The organism is Streptomyces sp. NPDC003247, from assembly GCF_042888135.1.
GTDB lineage: Bacteria > Actinomycetota > Actinomycetes > Streptomycetales > Streptomycetaceae > Streptomyces.
In genome coordinates, this window is the sequence record NZ_JBIAPF010000005.1 from 177,496 (window position 1) to 203,660 (window position 26,165).

The window sequence follows — 26,165 nt, forward strand, 5'->3', positions numbered from 1 at the left end:
CGTTCCTCCGGTGACCACGCCCGCCCCTCTCGTGACAGCTCCCGCCCCTCCCCTGACCGCTCCCGTCCCTCCCGCACCTGGAGCAGCAGCCATGGCAGGCACCCTTTCCGCCGGGTCCGCGACGTCCGCGGACGGCCCGCGGCGCCTCACCGTCGACCTCGCCGCCCCCGAGGGCCCGGTGCTGCACGGCGCCAACGGCGCCCTGTACGGACTCAGCGACGACGGCGTGCCCGGCGACGCCGTCCTGGCACCCCTGAAGATCACCAGCATCACGCAGAAGCCGGAGGGCGGCGCCCAGCACCCGGGCGGCGACGCGCTCACCGTCTCCCGCTCCTTCTTCCGCAACGGCGGCGGTGACGTCCTCATGATGATGCAGGACGTCTACGCGCGGTGGCCGTACGAGGACCTGGGCCTCGACGACTACCTCCCCAGGGTCGACGGCATCGTCGAGGCCGTGGCCGCCCACCCCGACCGCGCCCGCTTCGTCCACATACCGTTCAACGAACCCGACCAGATCTGGTACGAGCTCGGCGTCGCCGACCGGACGCGGTACGAGGCGAACCGGGACTGCTTCCTCCGGGACTGGGCCACGGTCGTCCGGCGCATCCGCGCGATCGACCCGGACGCCCGGATCGCCGGCCCCAACGAGTCCTTCTACCACCCGCGCCTGCTGCGGGACTTCCTCGTCTTCGCCTCGCGCGAGGACGTCCTGCCCCAGGTGATGACCTGGCACGAGCTGGACACCGCGTCGCTGCGGGACTTCCAGGCGCACCACGACGACTACCGGGCCCTGGAACGGGAGCTGGGCGTCCCCCCGCTGCCGATCAACATCGACGAGTACGGCAACCGCCGGGACCTGTCGGTGCCGGGGCGGCTCGTCCAGTGGGTGTCGATGTTCGAGCGGAACAAGGTGTACGCCGACCAGGCATACTGGGACGCCGCCGGCGACCTCAGCGGCAGCGTGGTGCGCACGAACGTCCCCAACGGCGCCTGGTGGTTCTTCCGCTGGTACGCCGGACTGACCGGGGACACCGTCAGGGTCGTCCCGCCCCGCCCCGGCGCCGTCGACACCCTCCAGGGCCTGGCCTCGCTGGACCCCGCGCGCCGCCAGGCCCAGATCCTGCTCGGCGGCTCGGCCGGCGACTGCGAGGTCGTGGTGCGTGCCGTCCCCCGGCCCGTCTTCGGCCGTACGGTCGTCGCGACCGTCGCCGAGGCGGCCTGGTCCGGCTACGAGGGGCCGCACCCGGCGCCGCGCGTCCTCGCCCGGACCGTGCGCGCGGTGACCGGCGACGGCACGGTGACCGTGCCGCTGCGCGGCCTGCGTCCGATGTCGGCGTACCGGATCGTCCTGACCCCCGGCGGCTCGGGCACCCCCGCCGCCCCCTCCGTCCCCTGGACCGCCTCCTACGCGGCACAGGACGCGACCGTCACCGGCGGGGAGGTCCGCGCCCACGGCACGGCCGACGACGCGGGCGGCTACGCGGCCTCCGGCGACCGGGACGTCCGCCTCGACGCCCATGCCGGCCGGGCCGACTTCACGGTGACCGTCCCGGCGGACGGCGTCTACGACCTGGCGGTCCTCTACGGCAACGCGTCCGGCGCCCCCGCCGCGCAGCGGCTGTCGGCCGACGGCGGCGAACCGGTCACCGTGACCTACCCCTCCACGCTGAACGGCGCCCACCGCGCCCGCAAGGAGCTCACCGTCGAGCTGTCGGCCGGCCCGCACCTCCTCACGCTGGACGGGGGCGACGCCGAGATCACCCTCGACCGGATCGACCTGACGGCCCGGACCGGTGTGCCCTCCGCCGCCTACGAGGCGACGCTCGCCGACATCGAGGGACGGCCGTCGTACGACTACGGCTCGTCGGCCGGGGTCGGTACGGGCGCCCTCGTCCTGCGCCGGGGCGACCGGGCCGTCTTCGACGTGTACGCGCCCCGCGACGGCTACTACGCGGTGGTGGCGCGGGCCTCGGCACCCGTGCGGCTCGCCCTGCACGGCGAGTCGCCGACGGCCACCCCGGGCCGCCCCCTGCGGCTGTACCTCGTCGCGGGCAACAACCGGATCGCGGTGACCGCCGCCGACGTGGCCGTCCGCTCCCTGCACGTCTCGGGCGAGGGATCGGCCGAGGGCACGCTCTCCTACGGCGCGGACTCGGCCGTCCTCACGGGCGGGGCGCGGCTCGTCCCCTCCGCGCACGCCTCCGGGGGACTGCGCATCGGCCACCTCGGCCATGGGAGCACCGCCCGGTTCACGGTCGACGCACCCCGCGCCGGCCGCCATCTGCTGGTCGTGCACTACGCGCACGACGACCGCCGCGACAACGGCCACGCCTACAACGCCGACATCGTCTCCCGCACGGCGGACATCACGGTCGGCGCCGGCGACCCCCTCAGGGTCACCTTCCGCAACACCTGGAGCCGTGACGACCACTGGACCCTGGGCGTACCCGTCGACCTGCGGAAAGGGCCCAACGGCGTGACCTTCGCCAACCCGAGCGGGTGGGCCCCGGACATCGACCGCATCGACGTCGGCCGGGTCGTGGGGTAGCCGGCCCCGGCGCTCATCCCAGTAGCGCTGCGACGGTGATGAGCGCCGGGACGGACAGGAGAGTGGACAGCAGGATGGACTCGCGGGCGAGTTGTTCGGCGACGCGGTACCGGGAGGCGTAGGTGTAGAGGTTCTGGGCGGCTGGCAGGGCCGCGACCACGACGACGTCGAGCAGTGCGGCGCCCCGGAGGTGGAAGACCCCGGCGGCCAGGGCCCAGGCGATGACGGGCTGGACGGCGGTCTTGATGACGGCGGACAGCCAGATCGCCGGCCGGTCGTCCCCGCACGCGGGCAGGCCGCTGCCGCACAGCGAGATGCCGAAGGCGAGCAGCACGGCCGGGACGGACATGTTCCCGATGAGGGTGAGGGGTTCGAGGAGGGGCCGGGGGAGGGGCAGGCCCATGGCGGCCACGGTGACGCCCGCGAGGGAGCCGACGGCCATCGGGTTGCGAAGGGGCGTGGCCAGCCGTCGCGAGAGGGGCAGGCGTTCGCCGGGGCGGGTCAGGTCGAGCACGGTCAGGGCGAGCGGGGTCACGAGGATCTGCTGGAAGAGCAGGACCGGCGCGACGAGGGACGCGTCACCCAGCACGTAGACGGCGATGGGTATGCCGAGATTGCCGGCGTTGACGTAGCTGGAGCACAGGGCGCCGATGGTGAGGGGGCCCGCCCTCCAGCCGTTGCGGAGGCCGACGACGGTGAAGAGGACGGCTGCCGCGGCCGTGGCGGCGGCGGTGACGAGCAGCCGCTTCGACAGCAGGATGGACAGGTCGGCGCCCGCGAGTGTGGTGAAGAGCAGACAGGGAGTGGCGACACCGAAGGCGAGCCTGGTCAGGACGTGCCGTCCCTCGTCGCCCAGGTATGTGCGGCGGCCCATGGCGTATCCGACGCCGACGACTATGGCGATCACCATGAAGCCGGTGAGAACTCCCAGCATCCCTCTTCCTTGCCTGTGCTTCGTGTGTCCGATCAGCGTGTGTCCAGCGGCGGGCGACGACGCTCCGGCGCTCTCCCCGCCGGGTCACGGCTCGCGCGGTACGACCTCGCCGAGTCCCTCGACATGAGCATCACGTGCCTGCCCGAGGCCATCCGCCGCCTCAGCAGCGAGGGCCTCGTCACCGTCGACACCCACCGTGACGTACGGGTCTCCGCCATGAACTCGGACGAGGCCCGCCAGCTGTTCGAGGTCCGCCTCTCCCCCGACCCGACCGCGGCCGAACTCGCCGCCCGGCGCCGCACCGACGACGACATCGCCACCATGCGGGCCGCCGTCGACAGGCTCCTCCCCGTCACCCGCCCCCCACAGCCTCACCGCCACCACGATCACCGCCCTGGAGGACCGGGAGGGCGCCGGCTCGACGTGACGCGGGGCGACCGGTGCCGTCGTGATCCACAGGCTCACCGTTCCGCGTCGCTCAGCCGACCGGTCCCGTCCTCGCGTGCGGCCGTACCGCCGGTTCGAGCAGCGACAACGTCCGCTCCCCCGCGTCGAGGGCGGCACGGACACCGACCGGCATCGGCAGATTCGGGCCCGCGTGCCCGACCTCGACGTTGCCCAGGACCGGGATGTCGCGGTCACCGAGGACGTCGAGGACGATCTCGGCCAGGGTCGGGGAGCCGTCGGACGGGTCGAGCCCGTCGATCGCCTCCGGGACGCCCACGACCATGCCGGAGATCCGGTCGAGAATCCCGCTGTGCCGCAGTATCTGCAGATAGCTCCACACATACGAAGCGTGGCCGCCCAGCTCCTCCCAGAACAGCACCGCGCCGTCGAAGCGTTCGAGCGGCAGCGCGAAAGGCGTCGCCTGCGCCAGCACGAGGCGGTTGATGACCCCGCCGATCAGCGGACCTTCGGCACGCCCGGCACGCCAGCACTCCCACGACGGACCGGCGGGCAGCGCGCCGAGCGGCTCCGTGCCGGTCAGCAGCGCCGAGTACAGCGTCCCCAGCTCCTCCCGGCGGGCCGCGGACGCTCTGTGCCAGTGCCCTCCCAGACCGGGCGTGGCCAGGTCGGCATGGAACCCGACCAGACCCGTGCGCGCGTGGAGCACCAGGTGCAGCAGTGAGATGTCGCTGTAGCCGAGGATCGGCTTGGGGTCGGCCCTGATCGCGTCGAAGTCGATCAGGTCGAGGTATCCGCACACCGTCTGGCCACCGTCGTGCGCGACGATCGCGCGCACCTCGGGATCACGCAGCAGACCGTTGAGCTCCTCGGCGATCTCGTCCGGCCGCGCCGCGCTCCACCAGCGGTGCCGTCCGGCTTCGAGGAGCGGCGCGAGACGCACACGGAATCCCATCCGTTCGATCTCGGCCACCGCCCGTGCGAGATCGGGCGCGTATCGGGCGTCGAGCGGCCCGGACAGCGCCGCGACGACGACGAGATCTCCGGGCGCCAGGGCGCGAGGGCGCAGCAGTTGAGGCAATGCGGTACGGGTCACCGGGGCAGTCTCCCGACGCCCATGACGACACGCCACTCGTTTATTGATCAGTCACCGGTGCCCCCTCCTGTGCGGCGTCCGGTCAGCCGGTCCGGGGCCGTCCGGCCAGGGCTTCGGTGCGGGCGAGGTGACAGGACCCGGTTGTGCCGAGGCCCGCGCGGCCTTCGCTCCGGGCTCAGGCGTGGGTGCGGACCAGGAGGAGGGCGACGTCGTCGTCGGGCTCCGGGCGCAGGGCGCCGAGCAGGGCGTCGCCGGTCCGCTCCAGCGAGTCGTCCGGGCTCTGAAGGAGCCGGGTCAACGTGGTGAGGCCGGTGTCGATCGGCTCGGCCCGGTTCTCGACCAGCCCGTCGGTGTAGAGGGCGAGCAGGGTGCCCGGGGCGAGCTCCACCTCCACGGTGCCGAAGTCCACCCCGCCCACCCCGAGCGGGACGCCGCCGGGCACGTCGACGAGGTCCGCGGTGCCGTCGCCGCGGGCCAGCACCGGTGGCAGATGACCGGCGCTGGACAGGGCGCAGGTCCCGCGCTCCAGGTCGTACACGGCGTAGACGCAGGTGGCGATGGCGTCGCCGAGTGAGCCCGCGATGTCGTCCAGGTGCCGCAGCAGCTCGGCGGGCGGCAGGTCGAGGCGGGCCAGCGCGCGGGTGGCGGTGCTCAGCTGCCCCATGATCGCGGCGGCCTGGACGCCCTTGCCCATCACGTCGCCCACCACGAACCCGGTGCGCCGCGGCCCCAGCGGCAGCACGTCGTACCAGTCGCCGCCGACCTCGCTCAGGGCGGGCCGGTAGCGGGCGGTGATGTCGAGTCCCTCCCGCCGGGCCGGCGCGGACGGCAGCAGGCTGCGCTGCAACGTGAGGGCGGTGGTGCGCTCGCGCCCGTAGAGGCGGGCGTTGTCGATCGAGATCGCGGCCCGCGCGGCGAGTTCCCGGGCGAGGACGCGGTCCTGCTCGTCGAAGGGGCGGTCGTTGACGGTCCGGTACAGGCTGAGGGTGCCGAGCACCTTCCCGCGGGCCATCAGCGGTACCGCGAGGTAGGAGTGGACGCCGGCCTCCTCCAGCGTCCGGGCGGCGCGGGCGTCCCGGGCGATGCGCCGCATGGTCCGCCCGTCGACGCGCTCGACGAGCACCGGCCGCGCGTTGCGCACGCACTGGGTGATGATCCGCGAGGAGTTGTAGGTGGCCAGTTCCCCGACCGGGTCGGCGGCGTGCAGGGCGTCGGTGGGGTAACCGGACGCGACGGCCAGCGCCCGGAACTCGGCGGGGGACCTGCCGGTGACGGGTGTGATGGTGCCGTGCGCGACGACGGACTCCAGGACGTCGACGGCGGCCAGGTCGGCCAGGTGCGGCACCGCGACGTCGGCCAGTTCCTGCGCGGTCTGCCGCAGGTCCAGCGTGGTGCCGATCCGCACCCCGGCCTCCGCGATCACGGACAGCCGCTGCCGTGCCTGGGCGATCTCCGCCGAGGCCTGCTGGCGTTCGGTGACGTCCAGGACGACCATCGCCAGACCGAGCACCCGGCCGCCCGTGTCCTCGATGCGGTGGTACGACTCCGAGTACGCGCGGTCCTCGGTGTCCGCGACGGTACGGCCGATGGTCTGCTGGTCGAGCAGGGAGCCGCCGGTCTCCAGCACGTGGCGCATCCGGCCCTCGATGGCCTCCACGTCCAGACCGGGCAGCACCTCGCCCAGCCGGCGGCCCACCACGGCCGACTCGGGCACGCCGTTCATGCGCTCCAGCGCCGGGTTGACGGCCACCCAGCGCAGGTCGGTGTCGAAGACGGCGATGCCGACGGGGGTCTGGTCGACCAGGCTGTGGGAGAGCGCCAGGTCCCGTTCGAGGCCCCGCACGGTCGACGCGTCCGTGGCGAGCCCGAGCAGGTGCGGCTGTCCCGCGCGGTCGAACAGCCGCATCGTACGGAACTCGACGGGGCGTTCCGTGCCGTCCCGGTGCCGCATCGGGAAGACGCCCGCCCACCTCGTCCCCGAGCGGACCCGCGCGAACAGCTCCCTGGCCCGGGGCCGGTCCGGGGACGCGACGAGGAGCGCGTCGGCGCGCTGTCCGAGGGCCTCGTCGGCGGAGTGGCCGAGCAGCTGCTCGATCTCGGGACTCCACAGGGCGATGCGCCCGGTGGCGTCCAGGACCACGGCCGCGACCTTCAGCAGGTCCAGCAGGCCGCCGGGCGCCGTCGTCACCTCGTCGTCGGTGGACACATCCCCGCGCATACGAGCCGCTCCCTCCGGCGCGGCGGACCGTAGCGCCAAGATCCGTACTGATGGGCCATCCGATTAGGGCACAGGACGGTCGGAAGGGCAACACCGCCGGGCGCCCTCGCCCGCCCCGGAACCGGTCGGAAGGGCCCCGGGATCGGTCGGAAGGGCCCCGGGACCGGTCGGAAGGGCCGCGGGACCGGTCGGAAGGGCCGCGGAACCGGTCAGAGCCGGACGGCCCCCGCCGATGCCTGCCCTGCCGAGGTCTGTCCCGCCGAGGCATGCCCCGCCGTCGTCTCCCGGCCGTCCTCGACGGCCCCCGGGTCGGACGGGCGCGGCCACGGGCGGCCGCCGATGCGTTCGATCCCGTGGTTGAAGCGCCGCAGGTACGCCGCGAAGGCGGCGATGTCGTGGTCCGACCAGTCCTCCATCACCCGGTCCAGGGCCTCGACGATGCCCTCGCGCTCCTCGTCCAGCAGCCGCAGGCCGTCGTCGGTGATCCGGAACTTGCGGGCCATCCCGCCCGCCGGGTCGGGGATCCGCTCCACGAGTCCCGCTCGCATGGCCGCCGCGGTCTGCCGGTTGAGGGTGGAGGAGTCCAGCCCGAAGGCGTCGCTCAGCTCCCCGATGGACATCGGCCCCTGCACCCGGATCCGGCTCAGCAGGATGTAGGCGCTGCGCTCCAGCACGCCGTCCTTGCGGCGGCCTCCGCGCTGGTTCAGGAACGTGTGCCGGCTGAGCAGCATCTGCTCGTACTCGACCTCGTGCGTCGGCCTCTCCATGTGCCCAGCCTCCTGTTCGTGCGACCGTCCCGCGGCACGTCCCGGGGCGGCCTCTCCATCCTGGCACACCGTCGTGCACCAGCCACATCATGTGCTCGATACATGCCGCATGTATGATGCACATCCTTCCCTTCCGGTACCTGTCCCGAGACCTCCGGAACCTGTTCCCGAGACCTCCGGTATCTGTTCCCAAGACCTCCGGCACCTGCTCCGAGACCTGCGGCGCGCGTTCCGGGACCGAGAGAAAGTCGAGGAGTCCGCCCATGGACGCCCCCCAGCCCACGGCCCGCGCGGGCGGCGTGGTCGCCACGCTCGCGCTCGCCGGCATCACGGCCGCGATCATGCAGACCCTGGTCACCCCGCTGATCGCCGAGCTGCCGCAGATCCTGCACACCTCGTCCTCGAACGCCGCCTGGGTGATCACGGTCACCCTGCTCGCCGGCGCGGTCTGTGTGCCGGTCGTCGGCCGGCTCGGCGACCTGGTCGGCAAGCGGCGCATGCTGCTGGTGTGCGCGGTGCCGCTGGTGGCGGGCTCGGTGGTCTGCGCCCTGGCCTCCGACGTCGTCACGATGATCGTCGGACGCGGTCTCCAGGGCATGGGCATGGGCATGGTGCCGCTCGGCATCGCCCTGCTGCGCGACGTCGTCCCGGCCGAGAAGCTCAGCTCCTCCATCGCCCTGGTCAGTGCCTCCATGGGCATCGGCGGCGGCCTGGGCCTGCCGATCGCCGCGGCGGTCGCCCAGTACGCGGACTGGCGCGTGCTGTTCTGGGGCTCGGCCGGCCTGGCCGTCGCCGTCTCCGTGCTGGTCTGGTTCCTGATCCCGGACGTGCCCGCCGCCGCCAAGGGCCAGCGCTTCGACCTGCCGGGCGCGCTCGGCCTCGGCGCCGGCCTGGTCTGTCTGCTGCTCGCGGTCTCCAAGGGGGCCGACTGGGGCTGGGGCTCGGGCGTCACGCTCGGCCTGTTCGCCGCCGCCGTCGTCGTGTTCGCGGCCTGGGGGCTGTGGGAGACCCGCACCACCGACCCGCTGACCGACCTGCGCACCACCGCCCGCCCGCGGGTGCTGCTCACCAACGTCGCCTCGGTCTTCGTCGGCTTCGCGATGTACGCGAGCATGCTCGTCATGCCGCAGCTGCTCCAGTTCCCGGAGGCGACCGGCTACGGCCTCGGCCAGTCGATGCTCGCGGCCGGCCTGTGGATGGCGCCCGGCGGCATCATGATGATGTTCGTCTCCCCGCTCGGCGGAAAGCTCACCAACGCCCGCGGGCCGAAGTTCACGCTGATCTGCGGGGCGCTGGTCATCGCGGCCGGCTACGGCCTGTCCATGGCGCTGATGGGCTCCGCCTGGGGCCTGATGGTGGTGGGCATCGTCATCAACAGCGGTGTCGGCCTCGCCTACGGCTCGATGCCCGCTCTGATCATGGGCTCGGTGCCGCTGTCGGAGACCGCCGCCGCCAACGGCTTCAACACCCTGATGCGCTCGCTCGGCACCTCGGTCGGCGCCGCCGTCATCGGCGTGATCCTGTCCCAGATGACCACCACCCTCGGCGGCTACACCTTCGCCTCCGAGGACGGCTTCCGCACCGCGCTCCTCGTCGGCGGCGGCCTGGCCCTGGTCTCCGCCGCCATCGCCGCCCTCATCCCCGCCGCCCGCGCCGCGGAGTCCGACGACCGGAAGGCCGACCCGGCGGCCGAGCCGGCGCAGGCCGCCGTCTGACCGACGGGGCCGACCGGACAACGCACGACGAAGGGCCCGGAATCGCTCCGGGCCCTTCGTCGTGCGTCCCGCCAGGTCACGGCGGTCGGGCGGCCGCCCCGCGCGGGGCGGTGCGGGTCAGGCGGCAGCGGTCTCGCCCGCGTGGCCGTGCAGCCGGGCGACGACCTCCGTGAGCTGCGCGGCGACCTCGGCGTCGTCCACCGGGTGGGTGTCGGCGAAGCGGGTCACCGAGCCGGGGATGGACAGCTTGAGGTCCTCGATCACCTTGCCGCCGGCGATGCCCACGGCCTTGCGGGTCTCGTCCTGCGCCCATACGCCGCCGTACTGGCCGAAGGCGGTGCCGACCACCGCGACGGGCTTGCCGCCGAAGGCGCCGGCGCCGTAGGGGCGGGACAGCCAGTCGATGGCGTTCTTCAGGACGGCCGGGATGGTGCCGTTGTACTCGGGGGAGAACAGCAGGAACGCGTCGGAGGCCTGGGCGGCCTCGCGCAGCTTGACGGCGGCGGCCGGGACACTGCCCTCGACGTCGATGTCCTCGTTGTAGAAGGGGATGTCGGCGAGGCCCTCGAAGAGGTCGACCTCGGCACCCTCGGGAGCGAGCTTGACGGCCGCCTCGGCGAGCTGGCGGTTGTGCGAACCGGCGCGGAGGCTGCCGACGAGCGCGAGGATGCGAACAGACATGGGTATCTCCCAGGAGGCTGAAACAGTGCCGTAACGATCCGGACCGGGGTCCGTTTCAGGTTGTATCACTGTAAACGGACCGGGGTCCAGTTTCATTCCCGGTGCTTTACGCTGTCTTCATGTCCGCCGTCCTGCCGCCCTTCGACGGGCCCGAGGAGACCTTCGACGAGCCCCGGCTGCTCCAGCTCGGGCCGGCCGCAGACGAGCCGTGTCTGCGTGCCGACGCGGCCCGCAACCGGGCCAGGCTGCTCGACGCCGCCGCCCGTCTGATCGCCGAGCACGGCGTGGGCGCCGTCACCATGGAGGCGGTGGCCGCCGCGGCCGACGTCGGCAAGGGCACGGTCTTCCGCCGCTTCGGCGACCGCACCGGTCTGCTGATGGCGCTGCTGGACCACTCGGAGCGCAAGTTCCAGGCGGCCTTCCTCGGCGGACCCCCGCCGCTCGGCCCCGGCGCGCCGCCCGTGGAGCGGCTCCGGGCGTTCGGCACCGCGATGCTACGGCGCACCCAGGACGAACTGGACCTCCAACTGGCGGCCGAACCCGGCGCGCAGCGCCGCTTCCTCGTGCCGGTCCGCCGCCTCCACCACGGCCACGTCGCGCTGCTGCTGCGCGAGGCGGCACCGGACGCGGACGTCGAGCTGCTCGCCCACACGCTCCTGGGCCACCTCGACCCCGTCCTGATCCACCACCTGACCCGGCAGTGCGACCTGCCGCTGGCCCGGCTGGAGGCGGCCTGGTGCGACCTGGTCGACCGGGTCACGAAAGCCTGAGCCACGAAAGCCTGACGATCACTCATATCCCGTATGGGCAGGGGGAGTCCGCCCACCAGCGCGTTCCGACGCGGCCCGGCCCCGACGGGCGGCCCCGGCCGGGCTTCTGCCAAGATGCCGTACGTCATGGTGCAGATACCGAATCCGCCCGCGCCGACACCGTCGTCGGCGCCGCACTCCGTGCCCACGAGCGCCGACGTGGCCCGCCTGGCCGGCGTCTCGCGCGCGACCGTCTCCTACGTGCTGAACAACACCAGCGCCGTCCGCATCAGCGAACCCACGCGCCGCCGGGTCCGCCAGGCCGCCAAGGACCTCGGCTACGTCCCGCACGCCGCCGCCCGCAGCCTGCGCAGCGGACACAGCCGTATGGTCCTCATGCCCACCCCGCCCGCCCCGGCGGGACCCCTCTACACCCAGTTCGTGCACGACTTCCAGGGCGCGCTCAGCCGCCTCGACTACACCGTCGTCCAGTACGGCGCCTGTGGCCCGTTGGGTGACGACGCCGCCCGCGCCTGGGCCGAACTGCGGCCGGTGGCCGTCCTGGTGCCGGGACCCGGGCTCGGCCCGCAGGGCGTCGCCGTGCTCAAACGCTCCGGCGCGCGGGCCGTGGTGACCCTCTCCCCCGAACCCGTCCGGGGCGCCCACGCCCTGCTCATGGACCACGCGGGCGTCGGCCGCAGCGCCGCCGGCCACCTGTACGCGCGCGGCCGCCGCCGCATCGGCGTCGTCGTCCCCGAGGACCCGGCACTGGAGGTGTTCTCCGCCCCCCGCCTGGCCGGCGCCCGCGCGGCCCTGCGCGGCACCGACGCCACCGTCACCGAACTGCCCCTCGCCCACACGGAGGAGTCCGCGGCGGCCCTCGCCGCCCGCTGGTCCGGCCTCGGCCTGGACGCGGTCGTCGCCTACAACGACGAGTACGCGATGCTGCTGATGAGCGCCCTCCAGGACGCGGGCGTGCGCATCCCCGAGGACACGGCCGTCATCGGCGCGGACGACCTGATGCTCGGCCGGCTGCTGCGCCCGCGGCTGAGCACCGTCCGGATCGCCCTGCCCTCCGGCCGCGACCTCGCGGGCCTGGTCGACCGGGCCGTCCGCAACCCCGGCGCCGAACCCGAGTCGCACGCACTCTTCGAGGCCACGGTGGTGCAGCGCGACTCCACCTGAGCGCCCGGGAGGCAGGCCCCGGCCCACCTCCCGCCCACGACCGGCGCGCCCCCGGTCCGGCGCGCCTCCCTCCCGTCCACGACGGGCGCGCCACCCGTCCACGCCCTGCTCGCCACCGACCCCCGTCCAGGGCCGGTCCGCCACGGGCCCAGCGCCCGTCCAGGGCCGGTCCGCCACGGGCCCAGCGCCCGTCCAGGGCCGGTCCGCCACCGGCCCAGCACTTGTCACGACCGGTCCGCCACCGGCTGGCCACCAGCCCAGCGTCCGTCCACGCCCGGCCCGCCCCCGGCCCACCGTGGGACCCGGCGCGCCCCGGCGGGTACTCACGCCGGGAAGACGCGGTGCGCGCACCGCCCCCCCCGCGTGGCCGGTTTGCGACCTGCGATGTTGCACGCTCAACCGGATGGGAGGCGTTCGACCACCGGAGGCGGCTCGCCCGGCCGCGCCGGAGCAGCACGTCCCGCCGCGCGGCCGCCGGACCGGCGGTGCGCCACGACGGGACTCCGCTCCCACCCGGGTCCCGCGGGTCACTGATCGGAGAGCCGTCATGCCGTTGCTCGACCCCACGACCTGGCAGTCCCGTCCCCTGTCGGGTCCCGAGCACGCCGTCACCGAACCCGCCACCGGCGAGCGGCTCGGCACCGTCGTCCTGGCCACCGCCGAGGACGTCGCGCCGGCCGCCGAGGCCGCCCGGACCGCGCAGGCCGCGTGGGCCCGCGAACCGCACTTCGTCCGCGCGGGCGTGCTGCGCCGGGCGGGCGACCTGTTCGCCGCGCACGCCGGCGAACTGCGCGAGTGGCTGGTGCGCGAGTCCGGTTCCGTCCCCGGCAAGGCCGACTTCGAGCTGCACGTCGCCGCCCAGGAGTGCTACGAGGCCGCCGCGCTCGCCTCCCGCCAGGCCGGCCAGGTGCTGCCCAGCGAGGCGCCCCGGCTGTCGTACACCCGTCGGGTCCCCGTCGGGGCGGTGGGCGTGATCTCGCCGTTCAACGCCCCGCTGATCCTGTCCATCCGCTCCGTGGCGCCCGCCCCGGCGCTCGGCAACGCCGTCGTCCTCAAGCCGGACCCGCGCACCGCGGTCTGCGGCGGGCTGTCCCTGGCCGCCGTCCTCGCCGAGGCCGGTCTCCCCGACGGCCTGCTGCACGTCCTGCCGGGCGGCCCCGACGCCGGCGCGGCCCTGGTCGCCGACCCGCGGGTGCCGGTGATCTCCTTCACCGGGTCCACCGCGGCCGGCCGGGCCGTCGGCGAGGCCGCCGGGCGCCAGCTCAAACGCGCCCACCTGGAACTCGGCGGCAACTCCGCCCTGATCGTGCTGGAGGACGCCGACCTCGACGCGGTGATCTCCACGGCCGCCTGGGGCTCGTTCTTCCACCAGGGCCAGATCTGCATGACCACCGGCCGCCACCTGGTGCACGCCTCGCTCTACGGCGAGTACGTCGAGCGGCTCGCGGCGAAGGCCGACTCCCTGGCCGTCGGCGACCCGCACCGCGACGAGGTCCACCTCGGTCCGCTCATCGACCACGGCCAACGGGACAAGGTGCACGCCCTGGTGGAGGCCAGCACCGCCGCCGGCGCGTGGCTCGCGGCGGGCGGCGCCCACGAGCGCCTCTTCTACCGCCCGACCGTCCTTGCCGGTGTGGACGACCGGACCCCCGCCTACGCGGAGGAGGTGTTCGGTCCCGTCGCCCCCGTACGCGCCTTCAGCACCCCCGACGAGGCCGCCGCGCTGGCCGCCGCGAGCTCCTACGGCCTCTCCCTGGGCATCGTCACCCGGGACGCCGCCCGCGGCCTCGATCTCGCCGAACGCATCCCGACGGGCATCGTCCACGTCAACGACCAGACCGTGAACGACGAGGCCGTCGCCCCCTTCGGCGGGGTCGCCGCCTCCGGCACCGGCGCCCGCTTCGGCGGCGAGGCCAACCTGGAGGCCTTCACCGACGTGCGCTGGACGACGGTGCGCGGCGACGTGGCGCCGTACCCCTTCTGAGGCGTCCCCTCAGGTGTCCCCTCAGAGGCGGTGTCCCCGGGGCCCGTTCACCCCGGGCGGTCACTCGCCCTCGGCGGCGGGCTGGGAGCCCTGACCGGCCTGCTGCTCCTCGATCGACTTGCGCACCTCGTCCATGTCCAGCTTGCGGGCCTGCCCGATCACGTCCGCCAGGGCGGCCTCCGGCAGGGCGCCCGGCTGCGCGAACACGGCGACGCGGTCACGGACGATCATCAGCGTGGGGATGGACTGGATACCGAAGGCCGCGGCCAGCTCCGGCTGCGCCTCGGTGTCCACCTTGCCGAACACCAGGTCCGGGTTCTCCTCGGCGGCCTTGTCGTAGACCGGGGCGAACTGACGGCACGGCCCGCACCAGGACGCCCAGAAGTCGATCAGGACGAAGTCGTTGTCGGTGACCGTCTGGTCGAAGTTCTCCTTGGTGAGCTCCACGGTGCTGCTCATGGCGTGAACCCTCTTCCGGTGCTTCCTGTCAGGTGCGTCCTGACATGGGGTGAAGCCGTCCGCACAACACGGCCGGCCGGTCGCGTATTCCGCGCCCCTACCCGTGTGGCCACCCCGCACACCACCCACCAGACTGACCCCATGACGGAAACGGAATCCATCGTGTACGACGTCGTGGTGCTCGGGGCCGGGCCCGTGGGGGAGAACGTGGCCGACCGCACCCGCGCGGCCGGCCTCACCACCGCGGTCGTGGAGAGCGAGCTGGTCGGCGGCGAGTGCTCGTACTGGGCCTGCATGCCCAGCAAGGCCCTGCTGCGCCCGGTGATCGCCCAGGCCGACGCCCGTCGGCTGCCCGGTCTGCGCCAGGCGGTGCAGGGGCCCCTCGACGCCGCCGCGGTCCTCGCCCACCGCGACTACTACACCTCCCACTGGCACGACGACGGGCAGGTCGGCTGGCTGGAGGGCATAGGCGCCGACCTCTACCGCGGCCACGGCCGCCTGACCGGCCCCCGCACCGTGACCGTGGGCGACACGGTCCTGACCGCCCGGCACGCCGTCGCCGTCTGCACCGGCAGCCGCGCCGTCCTGCCCGACCTGCCGGGCCTCGCCGAGGTCGCGCCGTGGACGAGCCGGGAGGCGACCAGCGCCCGGTCCGTCCCGGGCCGGCTGGTCGTGGTCGGCGGGGGAGTGGTCGCCACCGAGATGGCCACCGCCTGGCAGGCCCTCGGCGCCCGGGTGACCCTGCTGGTGCGGGGCAAGGGCCTGCTCAACCGTATGGAGCCGTTCGCCGGGGAACTGGTCGCCGAGGCGCTCGCCGAGGCCGGCGTCGACGTGCGCACGGGCACCTCCGTGGAGTCGGTGACCCGCACGGACGGCACCGTCGTCGCCGTCACCGACGCGGGCGACCGCGTCGAGGCCGACGAGATCCTCTTCGCCACCGGCCGCGCCCCGCGCACCGACGACATCGGCCTCGACACCGTCGGCCTGGAACCGGGCTCCTGGCTGACCGTCGACGACAGCCTGCGCGTCACCGGCAGCGACTGGCTCTACGCCGTCGGCGACGTCAACCACCGGGCCCTCCTCACCCACCAGGGCAAGTACCAGGCCCGGATCGCGGGCGCCGCCATCGCGGCCCGCGCCTCGGGCACGGCGGACCCGGACTCCGGCCCGTGGGGCGCCCACGCGGCCACCGCGGACCACCACGCGGTCCCGCAGGTCGTGTTCACCGACCCCGAGGCGGCCGCCGTCGGCCTCTCCCTGGCGGAGGCGGAACAGGCCGGGCACCGCGTCCGCGCCGTCGACGTCGACCTCTCCTCCGTGGCCGGGGCGGGCCTGTACGGCGAGGGCTACAAGGGCCGCGCCCGGATGGTCGTCGACCTGGAGGACGAGATCCTGCGCGGCGTCACCTTCGTCGGGCCGGGCGTCGGCGAGCTCCTGCACTCGGCGACCGTCGCCGTCGCGGGCCGGGTACCACTGTCCCGTCTGTGGCACGCCGTCCCGTCCTACCCGACGATCAGCGAGGTGTGGCTGCGGCTGCTGGAGGCGTACCGGGACAACTGACCCGCCGGCCCGGCCGGCTCCGGCGGGTCAGGCCGCGCTCAGGGCAGCTCGAAGCCGAGCGCCCGCGCGGCCTCCTCCGGCGTCGGCTGCGCCCACCGCTCCAGCACGGCGGCGTTGGCGGACAGCGAGCGCGGTTCGGCCCGGTCCAGGTAGAGCAGGCCGTCGAGGTGGTCCGTCTCGTGCTGGACGATCCGGGCCGGCCAGCCCGTGAACACCTCGTCCAGCGGGCGGCCCCGCTCGTCCTCGCCCGTCAGCCGCACCTCGGCGTGCCGGGCCACCACCGCCTGCCAGCCCGGCACGCTCAGGCACCCCTCGAAGAACGCGGCCCGGGCGTCGCCCACGGGCCGGTACGACGGGTTGACCAGGACCCGGAACGGCTGCGGCACCCGGCCCCGGGCCACCCGCACCTCCTCGGGCACCGGCGCCGGGTCCTCGATCACCGCGATCCGCAGCCCCACCCCGACCTGCGGCGCGGCCAGGCCCACACCGGGCGCCGCGTGCATGGTGACGCGCAGGGCCTCGACGAAGCGGGCCAGCAGCGCGGGGTCGAGCTGACCGTCGTAGCGCTCGGTGCCGGCGCGCAGGACGGGGTCGCCCGCCGCGACGATCGGCAACGGGCCTCCGGGGGCGAGGAGTTCCTCGATCCGCTCGGCAAGGGGGGCGTGGGAACGGGGGGATGACATCGGGCCAGCATGCCACGCCCCACGCGCGTGTGACGCAGGTCACTCGAAAGGGCGGGAACTCGGCGGGATCCCGCTCCGACTACTGGTCCGTCACGGCTGAAGAGCCGACGCGCCGTCCCCACCGACCCGGGAGAAGCCCTCCGATGTCCATCGCTCCCTCGAACTCTCCCACTCCCGGCTCCGCTCCAGCGGGGGGTGCCCCATCGGACGAGGCCCCGCCGCCCGCGGCACCCGCGCCGGCGTCGCAGCGGGGCCCGTGGGCCCCGCTGCGCCCCCTGGTGCTGCGCCTGCACTTCTACGCGGGCGTGTTCGTCGCACCGTTCCTGCTCGTCGCCGCCCTCACCGGCTTCCTGTACGCGGCGGCCTTCCAGGCCGAGAGGATCGTCTACGCGCACGAGCTGACCGTGCCGGCCGGCGACACCGAGCTGCCGATCTCGGAGCAGGTGGCCGCGGCCCGCGAGGCGTACCCCGAGGGCACGGTCGCGGCCGTGCGGCCCTCCCCGGCGGACGGCGCCACGACCCGCGTCATGCTGTCCGGCGTCGAGGGCGTGGACGCCACCCACACCTTCGCCGTGTTCGTCGACCCGTACACCGGCGAGGTGCGCGGCGGCCTGGAGCAGTACGGCTCGACCGGCGCCCTGCCGCTGCGGACCTGGATCGACGAGCTCCACCGCGACCTGCACCTCGGTGAGAACGGGCGGCTCTACAGCGAGTTCGCCGCGAGCTGGCTGTGGGTCGTCGCGGGCGGCGGCGTGGTCCTGTGGTTCTCCCGCCGCCGCGCCCTGCGCAAGGTGCGCGGCACCACCGGGCGGCGCCGCACCCTCGGACTGCACGGCACGGTCGGCGTGTGGGCGGCGGCCGGCTTCTTCTTCCTGTCCGCGACCGGCCTGACCTGGTCGCAGTACGCGGGCACGAGCATCGACGAGCTGCGCACCTCGCTCGGCGGTGCCACGCCGTCGGTCTCGGCGGCGGCGAACGGCGGTGAGCACGCCGGTCACGACACGGCCTCCGGCGCCGGCGGGAACGGCGAGCACGGCGTCGGGCTCGACAAGGTCCTGGCCGCCGCCCGTGCCGAGGGCCTGGGCGACCCGGTGGAGATCGTGCCGCCCGCGGACGCCGAGTCGGCGTACGTCGTCAAGCAGGTGCAGCGGGCCTGGCCCACGAAGCAGGACGCGGTCGCGGTCGACCCGGCCTCGGGCGAGGTCACCGACGTGGTGCGGTTCGCGGACTACCCGGTGCTCGCCAAGCTGACCCGCTGGGGCATCGACCTGCACACCGGCGTGATGTTCGGCCTGGCCAACCAGCTCGCGCTGATGCTGCTGGCGCTCGCGCTGGTGCTGCTGATCCTGTGGGGCTACCGCATGTGGTGGCAGCGCGGCCGCGGCTCCGCCTTCGGGCGGCCCGTCCCGCGCGGCGCGTGGGCGCAGGTACCGCCGTACGTCCTCGTCCCGCTGATGGCGGTGATCGCCGTCGTCGGCTACTTCGTGCCGCTCCTCGGCATCCCGCTCGCCGCGTTCCTCGCCGTGGACGTCGTCCTCGGGGAGGTCGCGCACCGCAGGGGGCGCCGGGCGTCCGGCTGAGCGCCCGCGCCCGCGCCCGCACGGCGGCGGCCCGGCGGTGTGTCCACCGCCGGGCCGCGTCACGTCGGGTCAGATCTCCGGGAAGTCCCCGGCCAGCGCCGAGGCGATGCGCAGGTGCGTCCCCGCCTCCTCGTGCCGGCCCTGCCGCTCCAGGGTGCGGCCCAGCATCAGCCGGGCGTAGTGCTCCACCGGGTCGCGCTCCACGATGACCCGCAACTCGTCCTCGGCGCGGCGCAGTTGCGCGGAGTGGTAGTAGGAGCGGGCCAGCAGCAGCCGCGGTCCGGTCTGCTCCGGCACCTCCTCGACCAGCCCCGTCAGCACCCGTGCCGCGGCGGCGTAGTCACGCGCGTCGAAGAACAGCCGCGCGCGCTCCCAGCGCTCCGCCGGCGTTCCGTGGGCGTAGTAGGCGGTGTCGAACGCCGCCTCGTAGGTCCTGTCCACTCTCTGTGCCTCCTTCGAGGCCGACAACCCACCCCTGTCGTTGAATATTCCACTACCTCGGGGCGGGCGCGGCCAGCTCCGCGTCGGCCCGCTCGGCGACCTGGGCGAGCACCCGCCCGGCGGCGGCCAGGTCCTCCGCGGGGATGCCGGCCCAGATGCGGGCGGTGGCCTCGCTGGTCTCGGCGGTGACGGTGGCGATCAGTTCCCGTCCCGCCTCCGTGGGCCGGACCAGCGGGCCGTCGGCCGACAGCAGGCCCCTCTCGCGCAGCTCGCCGATCGTGACGAGCACCTCGGCGGGGTCGCTCTTGAGCGATCGGGTGACCTGGTCCACGAGGGCGTTCGCTGTCAGGGGGTTCTCGGCGGCGACCGCGTAGCTGAGGGCGATCTGCTGCGGGAAGGTGGTGCCGTGCCGGGCGAGGGCCCGCTCCAGGACGGCGCGGGCGGCGTAGTGGGCGAGGGCGACAGCGCGGCTGTCGGCGGGGGGTGCGGTGACGGTCATGGCGTCCCCTTCGGGTGTCGGGTCGTGCTCTCCGGGTTTCGGGTCGTGCTCTCGTCGACGGGATCGAGCGGTACGGCGAGCAGGGTCGACAGTTCCTCGGTGAACGTGCGCGTCCGGTCGCTGTCCAGCCCCCCGAGCGGCTCCAGCAGTCGCTCCAGCAGCCCCCGCACCACCGCGACGGCCCGCCGCGTGACGTCCACGCCCTGCTCGGTGAGGGACAGCTGGACCGCGCGCGGGTCGTGCGGGTCCCGGTTCCGCTCGACCAGACCCGCGGACTCCAGGGCCCGCGCCAGCTTGGACACGTAGAGCGGTTCGAGGCCGGTGTGGTCGGCTAGGCGCCGCTGGCTGGGGCGTTCCCCCGAGCGGCGCATGCCGTACAGGGAGGCGACCAGCGCGTACTGGGCGTGGGTCAGACCGAGCGGGGCCACCGCCCGGTCGACCGCCACCCGCCATTTCGTGGACAGGCGCCACACCAGGTAACCGGGCGTGGCTCCTTCGGAACCCTTGCTCATGGTGGATACAGTACATGGCTACTATGTTCATGGCTACTATGTCTTTGACTGTGTGTACGGTTTCCGTACGCTTCCGGCCCGGTGTACCGTACGGTCGCACACGGTCGCGCCGAGGAGGTGACCCATGGCCGAGGGCACGAAGCGGTCGCGGCTGCTGTCCGCCGTCGACGCCCTCCTGGAGTCCGCGTCGCCGTTGCCCGTGCCGGCGGAACGGAAGCGTCTGCGTGAGGCGCACGGCCTCACCCAGGAGCAGCTCGCGCACGCGATGGACGTCCGACGGGCGACCGTCAGCGCCTGGGAGTCGGGCAAGGCGGAGCCCCGGCAGCCCGAACGGGAGGCCTACGGGCACCTCCTGGCGAAGCTGGCGGAGCGCCACCCCGGCGCGGACGCCGGGCATCGGCAGGCTCCGGCACGCCCCGAGCCCTCCGCCGGCTCGCCCGCCGCCCGGAGCGCACACCGGGGCCGCGGCACCTCACCCGCGACACTCGAACGGATGTTCAGTACGCTGCTGCACAGCGCCTGGCGCCTGGAGAGCCGGAGCCGCTACGCCTGGCACGAACGCAGGCCCGAGTACACGGCGTTCGTCACCGGACGCCACGTGCACTGGGACCTCCAGAGCGCGTGGTGCCGCAACCGCCGCGAGCAGACCGCCCTGGGCAAGACGTTCCAGCGCGTGCGCGTCATCGACGAGCCGTACACCGAATGCCAGCTGTACCTGCTGTTGCAGAACACCCCGCGCAACGCCGCGTCGGGAGAGGACGTGCGGTTCCTCACCCGTGCCCGGGCGGTCGAGCTGGAGCTGCCCCGCGAGGACTTCTGGATCTTCGACGCGCGCACCGTCGCCCTCTTCCGCTTCGACGACACGGACGACACGGCCGGCGTCGAGATGGTCACGAGCCCCGCCGAGGTGCTGCGGTACGTCCAGGTGCGCGAGGCCGCCTGGCACCACGCCGTGTCACAGGAACGGATGGCGGACATCCTCGGCGTCTGAGCCTCCGCAGGGGCGACACCTTATCTCCCGCTCCCCGCAAGAACACGCCCGTGCGACCGCGCGACGAGCAACGTAAGGCTCTCCGCTGCACCGCGTTCACGGCATGGACACCAGCGGCTGATCTCGGCCAAGTTTCCTACGGGCCGTTCCACACCCGTGGCGGTCCTCGGCGAGGCGAGGAAACACCATGCGACTCACACCCCTGCGGGACGAAAGCGCCGAGCAGGCGCGTCTGCGGACACGACTCCTGAGAGAGCGGGGCGGTGTCCACGGCCCCTTCCAGGTCCTGCTGAGGAGCCCCACGCTGGGCGACCCGCTGGAGCGGCTCAGCACCTCGTGCCTGGCGGAGTCGGCGCTGCCCCCGCGACTGCGCGAGCTCACCCTGCTGACGGTGGCCCGGCTCCTCGACGCGCAGCACTCCTGGCTCGCACACGTCGGGAAGGGGCGAGCCGCGGGCCTGGACCCGGCGGCGCTGGACAGGCTGGCGCGCGGTGAGGACCCCGGCTTCGTCCGCCGGGACGAGAGGCTCCTGCACCGGTTCGTCCACCAGGCGCTCACCCGCCACTTCGTCGACGACGACACGTACGCCGCCGCACGCGGGGAGTTCGGTGAGGCGGCGCTGGTCGACCTGACCGTCTCCCTCGGCACCTTCGCCGCCCTCGCCCTCCTCCTCAACGTCTTCGAGGTGGACCTGCCGCCCGACGCCACGCCGCCCTTCCCCGACGTGACCACGCTCCCGCACGGACGACGGACGACCAACTCCTCCTGACTCCGGCGTCGCCGCCCGCCACCCCCGCCCGCCCCGGCCACCGCCGTACCCCCCCGCCCAGGTCCTTCGGGCCACCGCCTTACTCCGCGCCCAGATCCCTCCGGCCACCGCCGTACCCCGCGCCCGGCCGCTCGGGACAGGGCCGCGCCGCACCCCGGACGCCGCCACGGACCCGTCCGCCCCGTCCGGTCCCCCGACCGGCCTCCCGCCCGCCGGCCGTCCCCATGCCCCGCCACCCCTACGGCGCGTTCCGCGACGCGCCGGTGGCCGCAGACACCCGAAAAGAGGCACATCGCCGTGTCCGAAACCGCACCCCGTTCGCGCCCCTGGTACACCGCCACCCTCGGCGGCATGGCCTCCTACCTCGACGGCGCGACCATCGTCACCGTCGGCATGACGTCGGTCATCCTGCAACGGCAGTTCGCCCTGAGCACCTGGTCGGTCGGCGCGCTCAACTCCGTCCTCATGTTCATGTTCGCCACCGGCGCGGTCGTCGGCGGCCGGCTCGGCGACGTCCTCGGCCGCCGCACGGTGTACGCGGTCGACCTCGTCGTCTACGCGGCCGGCGTCGTGACGGTCCTCTGCGCGCCCGACCAGGCCACCCTGTTCGTCGGAGTGATCGTCACGGGCCTGGCGATGGGCGCCGACGTGCCCACCTCGCTCGCGCTGATGGCGGAGGAGGCCGCCGAAGGGCGGCAGAGCAGTACGGTCGCCTACGCGCAGACGCTGTGGCTGGCGGGCGTCGCCGTCGTCCAGATACTCGGGTTCTTCGTCGCGGACCTCGGGGCGACGGGCGCCCGGATCATGTTCGCGCACCTGCTCGTCGTCGCCGTCGTCGTGTGGTTCCTGCGCCGCGGCGTGGCCGAGTCGGCCGACTGGCAGCGCAGCCGCGCCTCCTCCGTCGGACGCGGCGACCTGCGCGAGGCCTTCCGCAAGCCGTACGGCGTCGGTCTCCTCGCCACCGGCCTGTACTTCGTGATCAGCGGCATCATGCCCAACACCGTCGGCCAGTTCGGAGCCTTCCTCGTGGTGCACCTGGGCGGTTCGACCGTTCAGGTCTTCAGCCTGATCGGCTGGGGGACCATGGTCGTCGGCCTCGCGGTCGCCCTGCTGTTCCAGCGCCTGGCGGACTCCCCGGTCCGTCGCGTCCTGCTCGTCATCGGTCTCGTCTCCCTCGCCGCCGGCCCGCTCGTCGCCCTCCTGGGCGGCTTCTCGCTCGCCTCCCTCGTGGTGCTGTTCGCCGCCAACACCGTTGCGGGAACCTGGGCCGGAGAAGGCCTGTACAAGGTGTGGAGCCAGGAGATCTTCCCGACGCGCATCCGCAGCACCGCCCAGGGCCTCACCTTCGGCGCCGCCCGCTACGTCATGGCCGTCTTCGGTCTGTTCACCCCTACGCTCGTGCAGGAGCGGCCGGCCCTGTTCATGGGCATCCTCATCGCCCTGGGAGCCGTGGCCACCGTGATCGGGTTGCTGTGGCTGCCGCGCCTGCCCCGGCACGGACTGCGCGGTGCCCACGGGGACGACGCGGCCGACGCGGCCGACGCCGGACCCCACCACCCCGACACACCGGTGACCTCCGGCACTGCCTGACCCGTGCCGGCCCCGGCACCGGCGGCCGTCCGGCCCGCCCGTGCCGCGCCACCCCCCACGCCCACCAGGAGAGACCCTTGCACCCGAAGAATCCGGCCACCCCGGAACCCCTGCACCCGAAGAACCCGGCCACCCCGGAACCCCTGCGCCAGAAGAACCCGGCCACCCCGGAACCCGCCCAGCCCACCACCATCACCGCCGCCGCCACGCCCCCCGACGCACCGCCCGGCGCGGGGCTGCGGGTGGGCGTCGCCAAGGCGGACATCACCCCCGCGGACCTGACCGGTCTGCACCCCATGCCCGGCGACTTCACCGGCGTGCACGACCCGCTCTTCCTGCGCGCGCTCCACCTCAGCGACGGCGACACCGAGGCGGCGCTCGTCTCCCTGGACCTCATCGAGGCCGGCGACGTCACCCCCCTGCGCGAGCGGATCGAACGCGAGCTGGGCATCCCCGCCGACCACGTCGTCGTCACCGCGACGCACACCCACAACGCCCCCCGGATCGCCGACGTCTCACCCGGCGCGCTCGCCCACGCGGGCGGGCCGGAGTCGTTCGCCTACACCGAGGTCGTCTACGACCGGATCGTCACCGCGCTCCGCCGGGCCCGGGACACCGCCCGGCCGGCGCGGTTCGGCGCGGGCACGGGCACCGCCGACGTCAACGTCAACCGCGAGCTCCACCGCGACGGACGCTGGACGCTCGGCCACAACCCCGACGGCCCGTCGGACAAGACCCTGTGGGTGCTGAAGTTCGAGGACCTCGACGGCGTGCCGATCGCCCTGGTGGTCAACTACGCCGTCCACTCCACCGTGGTCTTCGGCACCTCCGAGGTCAGCGGCGACCTGGCCGGAGCCGCCTGCCGGTACATCGAGGACGCACTCCGCGACGAGCGGGCGGGTGAGGGCGCCGTGGCCCTGTGGACCGCCGGCCCCCTCGGCGACCAGGCACCGCGGATCGACCTCGGCGTCCCCTTCGGGACCGCCCCCGACGAGCGCCGCGCGTCCCGGGCCTACGCCGCCATGGAAGCCCAGGGGCTGATCGTCGGTGCCGAGGCGCTGCGCGTGGCGGACGGCGTCCGCACGTCGGCGGACGTCCGCCTCGAAGCCCGGCAGCGGACCGTGTCCTGTCCCGTCAAGCCGGGCCGCGACGTCATGGAGACCATGCGCCAGGACGGCTCCGGCACGGTGCCGCTGCGCCTGTCCCTGATCCGCCTCGGCGACGTGGCCGTCACCGGCGTCTCCGGCGAGGTCGTCACCGAGATCTGCCGGCGGCTGCGCGCCCGGTCGCCGCTGGCCCGCACCCTGCTCGTCTCCCTCGCCAACGACCGCATCGGCTACCTCGCCGACGACGCCCGCTTCGACCGGCCCGTCCACTCCGTCAACGGCTGCCCCGTACGGCGCGGATACGCCGAGGACGCCATCGTCGACAACCTGGTGGACATGATCGACGGCCGCCCCGCCCCCCACCCCGCCGAGGACGCACGATGACCCCGCTCGACGACACCTTCACCGCGGGCGCCGGCCGGGCGGCCGTCGACCTCACGGACGGGATACTCCCCGTCGACGGATTCACCGGCGTCCACGATCCCCTGCACGCGCGAGCGCTCGTCCTGGACGACGGACGGACCCGGCTGGCGCTGGTGGTGATCGACCAGACGTCGATCGGCGAGGACCAGGTCGACCGCACCCGGGAGATCCTGCGGCGCACCGCCGCGGTCGACCCGCGCCACTGTCTGGTCGTGGCCAGCCACACGTTCTCCGCGCCGCACGTCCTCCCGCCCGGCCGCACCCCGGCGGACGAGGCCGGCCGCAACGCCCGCCTGGCCGCCGCCGTCGACGACGCGGTGACCCGGGCCGCCGGACGCGCGGTGCGCACCCTGCGCCCCGCCCGCCTCGGATTCGGCCGCGGGACCTGCCGGGTCGGCGTCCAGCGGGACGTGTCCACCCCGCACGGCTGGTGGCTGGGCGCCGACGACGCCGGCCTCACCGACGACGGTGTGGGCGTGCTGCGCGTCGACGGCCTCGACGGCCGGCCCGTCGCACTGCTCGTCAACCACGCCGTCCAGTCCTCCGTGATGAACGGCGTCACGACCGCGGCGGGGGAGCGGCAGGTCAGCGCCGACCTCGCGGGCGCGGCCACCCGCCGCATCGAGGAACACCACGGCGGCGACACCGTGGCCCTGTTCCTGATCGGCGCCGCCGGAGACCAGGCGCCCTACCTGACCGCCGGCCGCACCTGGCCCGACGAGGACGGCGTCCCGCGGCGGACGGAGGTGCGCGACGACGGACACGTCCTGGTCGGCCTGCTCGGCGAACGCCTCGGGGACACGGCGCTGCGCACCGCCGCCCGCATCCGCACCGCACCGCTCGCCACCCCGCTGCGGGTGACGCACGACGTCGTCGAGGTGCCCGCCCAGAAGCCGCCCGCGGGCCTGCACACCCTGCGCCCGAGGACCCGGTACACCTTCGAGCCCGACGGCACCGCACAGGTCCCCCTCGTGGCGGCGCGCATCGGTGACACGGTGGTCGCCGGTCTCCAGGCCGAACTGAACGCCGCCACCGGGATCGCCGTGAAGGCCGCCTCGCCCTTCCCGCACACCTGCGTCGTCACCATGGTCAACGGCGCCGCCAAATACATGGCGGACTCCGGCGGCTACGACCGCATCACCTACGAGGCCATGAACTCCCGCTACGCGCGCGGCGCGGCGGAGACCGTCGCCGACCGCCTCACCGGCCTCCTGCGCGCGCTGCACGCCCAGGACCGCGGACGCTGATCACCGAGGGCGGCCGGGGCCGA

The 26,165-nt window shown here is 74.2% G+C and carries 22 protein-coding genes and 1 pseudogene; 12 read left to right on the forward strand and 11 right to left on the reverse strand.

The annotated features are described in order from the left end of the window. Positions 1-91 precede the first annotated feature (91 nt). Positions 92-2,548: a cellulosome protein gene (locus ACFYWQ_RS18340; RefSeq protein ID WP_389517722.1), complete on the forward strand. Its 2,457-nt coding sequence runs from the start codon at positions 92-94 to the stop codon at positions 2,546-2,548. Between the two features lie 13 nt (positions 2,549-2,561). On the opposite strand, the gene ACFYWQ_RS18345 is transcribed toward ACFYWQ_RS18340, so the two are convergent. The 5 genes and pseudogenes from ACFYWQ_RS18345 to ACFYWQ_RS18365 all read right to left on the reverse strand — a co-directional run. Further along, complete coding sequence (locus tag ACFYWQ_RS18345) at positions 2,562-3,482, reverse strand: AEC family transporter (RefSeq protein ID WP_389517724.1); 921 nt, start codon at positions 3,480-3,482, stop codon at positions 2,562-2,564. 84 nt (positions 3,483-3,566) lie between these two features. Next, positions 3,567-3,872: a hypothetical protein gene (locus ACFYWQ_RS18350; RefSeq protein ID WP_389517726.1), complete on the reverse strand. Its 306-nt coding sequence runs from the start codon at positions 3,870-3,872 to the stop codon at positions 3,567-3,569. A gap of 88 nt (positions 3,873-3,960) precedes the next feature. After that, a complete protein-coding gene (locus ACFYWQ_RS18355) occupies positions 3,961-4,983 on the reverse strand; it encodes an LD-carboxypeptidase (protein ID WP_389517728.1) in 1,023 nt (340 codons plus the stop codon). Positions 4,984-5,158: 175 nt separating this feature from the next. Further along, positions 5,159-7,201, reverse strand: a complete 2,043-nt coding sequence (locus tag ACFYWQ_RS18360) for a SpoIIE family protein phosphatase (RefSeq protein WP_389517730.1) — start codon at positions 7,199-7,201, stop codon at positions 5,159-5,161. Positions 7,202-7,515: 314 nt separating this feature from the next. Further along, positions 7,516-7,968 (reverse strand): annotated as a pseudogene (locus ACFYWQ_RS18365) (MarR family winged helix-turn-helix transcriptional regulator); the annotation flags it as partial. Positions 7,969-8,231: 263 nt separating this feature from the next. Here ACFYWQ_RS18365 and ACFYWQ_RS18370 point away from each other — a divergent pair. Beyond that, positions 8,232-9,683, forward strand: coding sequence for an MFS transporter (locus tag ACFYWQ_RS18370; RefSeq protein WP_389517732.1), 1,452 nt, complete (start codon positions 8,232-8,234; stop codon positions 9,681-9,683). Positions 9,684-9,800: 117 nt separating this feature from the next. Here the strand turns inward: ACFYWQ_RS18370 and ACFYWQ_RS18375 are convergent, their stop codons facing one another. Continuing rightward, a complete protein-coding gene (locus ACFYWQ_RS18375) occupies positions 9,801-10,364 on the reverse strand; it encodes an NADPH-dependent FMN reductase (RefSeq protein ID WP_389517734.1) in 564 nt (187 codons plus the stop codon). Between the two features lie 119 nt (positions 10,365-10,483). On the opposite strand from ACFYWQ_RS18375, the gene ACFYWQ_RS18380 reads away from it, so the two are divergent. The 3 genes from ACFYWQ_RS18380 to ACFYWQ_RS18390 all read left to right on the forward strand — a co-directional run bounded on the left by ACFYWQ_RS18380 (position 10,484) and on the right by ACFYWQ_RS18390 (position 14,282). Continuing rightward, positions 10,484-11,134: a TetR/AcrR family transcriptional regulator gene (locus tag ACFYWQ_RS18380; RefSeq protein ID WP_389517736.1), complete on the forward strand. Its 651-nt coding sequence runs from the start codon at positions 10,484-10,486 to the stop codon at positions 11,132-11,134. 114 nt (positions 11,135-11,248) lie between these two features. Continuing rightward, the gene (locus ACFYWQ_RS18385) at positions 11,249-12,298 is read left to right on the forward strand and encodes a LacI family DNA-binding transcriptional regulator (protein ID WP_389517738.1); all 1,050 of its coding nucleotides are present in this window, start codon (positions 11,249-11,251) and stop codon (positions 12,296-12,298) included. 547 nt (positions 12,299-12,845) lie between these two features. Beyond that, entirely contained in the window at positions 12,846-14,282 is a 1,437-nt protein-coding gene (locus ACFYWQ_RS18390) for an aldehyde dehydrogenase family protein (protein ID WP_389517740.1), read from the forward strand. 60 nt (positions 14,283-14,342) lie between these two features. Here the strand turns inward: ACFYWQ_RS18390 and trxA are convergent, their stop codons facing one another. Continuing rightward, on the reverse strand, positions 14,343-14,870 hold the full coding sequence (gene trxA / locus ACFYWQ_RS18395) for a thioredoxin (protein WP_389517742.1): 528 nt from the start codon (positions 14,868-14,870) through the stop codon (positions 14,343-14,345). A gap of 12 nt (positions 14,871-14,882) precedes the next feature. Here trxA and ACFYWQ_RS18400 point away from each other — a divergent pair, with 12 nt between their 5' ends. Further along, the gene (locus tag ACFYWQ_RS18400) at positions 14,883-16,301 is read left to right on the forward strand and encodes a dihydrolipoyl dehydrogenase family protein (RefSeq protein ID WP_389517744.1); all 1,419 of its coding nucleotides are present in this window, start codon (positions 14,883-14,885) and stop codon (positions 16,299-16,301) included. A gap of 38 nt (positions 16,302-16,339) precedes the next feature. On the opposite strand, the gene ACFYWQ_RS18405 is transcribed toward ACFYWQ_RS18400, so the two are convergent. Continuing rightward, positions 16,340-16,984 (reverse strand): peptide deformylase, encoded by a 645-nt coding sequence (locus ACFYWQ_RS18405; RefSeq protein ID WP_389517746.1) that lies wholly within the window; start codon positions 16,982-16,984, stop codon positions 16,340-16,342. Between the two features lie 143 nt (positions 16,985-17,127). On the opposite strand from ACFYWQ_RS18405, the gene ACFYWQ_RS18410 reads away from it, so the two are divergent. Beyond that, positions 17,128-18,564 (forward strand): PepSY-associated TM helix domain-containing protein, encoded by a 1,437-nt coding sequence (locus ACFYWQ_RS18410; RefSeq protein ID WP_389517748.1) that lies wholly within the window; start codon positions 17,128-17,130, stop codon positions 18,562-18,564. 69 nt (positions 18,565-18,633) lie between these two features. Here the strand turns inward: ACFYWQ_RS18410 and ACFYWQ_RS18415 are convergent, their stop codons facing one another. The 3 genes from ACFYWQ_RS18415 to ACFYWQ_RS18425 are packed head-to-tail and all read right to left on the reverse strand — an operon-like array spanning position 18,634 to position 20,016. Next, a complete protein-coding gene (locus ACFYWQ_RS18415) occupies positions 18,634-19,005 on the reverse strand; it encodes a tetratricopeptide repeat protein (protein ID WP_389517750.1) in 372 nt (123 codons plus the stop codon). Between the two features lie 52 nt (positions 19,006-19,057). Then, complete coding sequence (locus ACFYWQ_RS18420; RefSeq protein WP_389517752.1) at positions 19,058-19,504, reverse strand: MarR family winged helix-turn-helix transcriptional regulator; 447 nt, start codon at positions 19,502-19,504, stop codon at positions 19,058-19,060. Further along, positions 19,501-20,016 (reverse strand): MarR family winged helix-turn-helix transcriptional regulator, encoded by a 516-nt coding sequence (locus ACFYWQ_RS18425; RefSeq protein ID WP_389517754.1) that lies wholly within the window; start codon positions 20,014-20,016, stop codon positions 19,501-19,503. Before ACFYWQ_RS18425 ends, ACFYWQ_RS18420 begins: the two co-directional genes overlap by 4 nt. Positions 20,017-20,140: 124 nt before the next feature. On the opposite strand from ACFYWQ_RS18425, the gene ACFYWQ_RS18430 reads away from it, so the two are divergent. From ACFYWQ_RS18430 to ACFYWQ_RS18450, 5 genes are all read left to right on the forward strand, one after another. Beyond that, the gene (locus ACFYWQ_RS18430) at positions 20,141-21,007 is read left to right on the forward strand and encodes a helix-turn-helix transcriptional regulator (protein ID WP_389517756.1); all 867 of its coding nucleotides are present in this window, start codon (positions 20,141-20,143) and stop codon (positions 21,005-21,007) included. 187 nt (positions 21,008-21,194) lie between these two features. Beyond that, the gene (locus ACFYWQ_RS18435; RefSeq protein WP_389517758.1) at positions 21,195-21,776 is read left to right on the forward strand and encodes a carboxymuconolactone decarboxylase family protein; all 582 of its coding nucleotides are present in this window, start codon (positions 21,195-21,197) and stop codon (positions 21,774-21,776) included. A 297-nt stretch (positions 21,777-22,073) separates the two neighbouring features. Beyond that, entirely contained in the window at positions 22,074-23,366 is a 1,293-nt protein-coding gene (locus ACFYWQ_RS18440; RefSeq protein ID WP_389517760.1) for an MFS transporter, read from the forward strand. Positions 23,367-23,443: 77 nt separating this feature from the next. Further along, positions 23,444-24,856 (forward strand): neutral/alkaline non-lysosomal ceramidase N-terminal domain-containing protein, encoded by a 1,413-nt coding sequence (locus ACFYWQ_RS18445; RefSeq protein WP_389517762.1) that lies wholly within the window; start codon positions 23,444-23,446, stop codon positions 24,854-24,856. After that, positions 24,853-26,142: a hypothetical protein gene (locus tag ACFYWQ_RS18450; RefSeq protein WP_389517764.1), complete on the forward strand. Its 1,290-nt coding sequence runs from the start codon at positions 24,853-24,855 to the stop codon at positions 26,140-26,142. Before ACFYWQ_RS18445 ends, ACFYWQ_RS18450 begins: the two co-directional genes overlap by 4 nt. Positions 26,143-26,165 lie beyond the last annotated feature (23 nt).

Bases quoted from the DNA above. Each gene is read 5' to 3' on its own strand.
- ACFYWQ_RS18420 (WP_389517752.1), bottom strand. From the start codon at position 19,504: ATGACCGTCACCGCACCCCCCGCCGACAGCCGCGCTGTCGCCCTCGCC.
- ACFYWQ_RS18450 (WP_389517764.1), top strand. From the start codon at position 24,853: ATGACCCCGCTCGACGACACCTTCACCGCGGGCGCCGGCCGGGCGGCC.
- ACFYWQ_RS18430 (WP_389517756.1), top strand. From the start codon at position 20,141: ATGGCCGAGGGCACGAAGCGGTCGCGGCTGCTGTCCGCCGTCGACGCC.
- ACFYWQ_RS18425 (WP_389517754.1), bottom strand. From the start codon at position 20,016: ATGAGCAAGGGTTCCGAAGGAGCCACGCCCGGTTACCTGGTGTGGCGC.
- ACFYWQ_RS18435 (WP_389517758.1), top strand. From the start codon at position 21,195: ATGCGACTCACACCCCTGCGGGACGAAAGCGCCGAGCAGGCGCGTCTG.
- ACFYWQ_RS18400 (WP_389517744.1), top strand. From the start codon at position 14,883: ATGACGGAAACGGAATCCATCGTGTACGACGTCGTGGTGCTCGGGGCC.
- ACFYWQ_RS18360 (WP_389517730.1), bottom strand. From the start codon at position 7,201: ATGCGCGGGGATGTGTCCACCGACGACGAGGTGACGACGGCGCCCGGC.
- ACFYWQ_RS18410 (WP_389517748.1), top strand. From the start codon at position 17,128: ATGTCCATCGCTCCCTCGAACTCTCCCACTCCCGGCTCCGCTCCAGCG.
- ACFYWQ_RS18390 (WP_389517740.1), top strand. From the start codon at position 12,846: ATGCCGTTGCTCGACCCCACGACCTGGCAGTCCCGTCCCCTGTCGGGT.
- ACFYWQ_RS18345 (WP_389517724.1), bottom strand. From the start codon at position 3,482: ATGCTGGGAGTTCTCACCGGCTTCATGGTGATCGCCATAGTCGTCGGC.
- ACFYWQ_RS18340 (WP_389517722.1), top strand. From the start codon at position 92: ATGGCAGGCACCCTTTCCGCCGGGTCCGCGACGTCCGCGGACGGCCCG.
- ACFYWQ_RS18385 (WP_389517738.1), top strand. From the start codon at position 11,249: ATGCCGTACGTCATGGTGCAGATACCGAATCCGCCCGCGCCGACACCG.
- ACFYWQ_RS18370 (WP_389517732.1), top strand. From the start codon at position 8,232: ATGGACGCCCCCCAGCCCACGGCCCGCGCGGGCGGCGTGGTCGCCACG.
- ACFYWQ_RS18380 (WP_389517736.1), top strand. From the start codon at position 10,484: ATGTCCGCCGTCCTGCCGCCCTTCGACGGGCCCGAGGAGACCTTCGAC.
- ACFYWQ_RS18375 (WP_389517734.1), bottom strand. From the start codon at position 10,364: ATGTCTGTTCGCATCCTCGCGCTCGTCGGCAGCCTCCGCGCCGGTTCG.
- ACFYWQ_RS18405 (WP_389517746.1), bottom strand. From the start codon at position 16,984: ATGTCATCCCCCCGTTCCCACGCCCCCCTTGCCGAGCGGATCGAGGAA.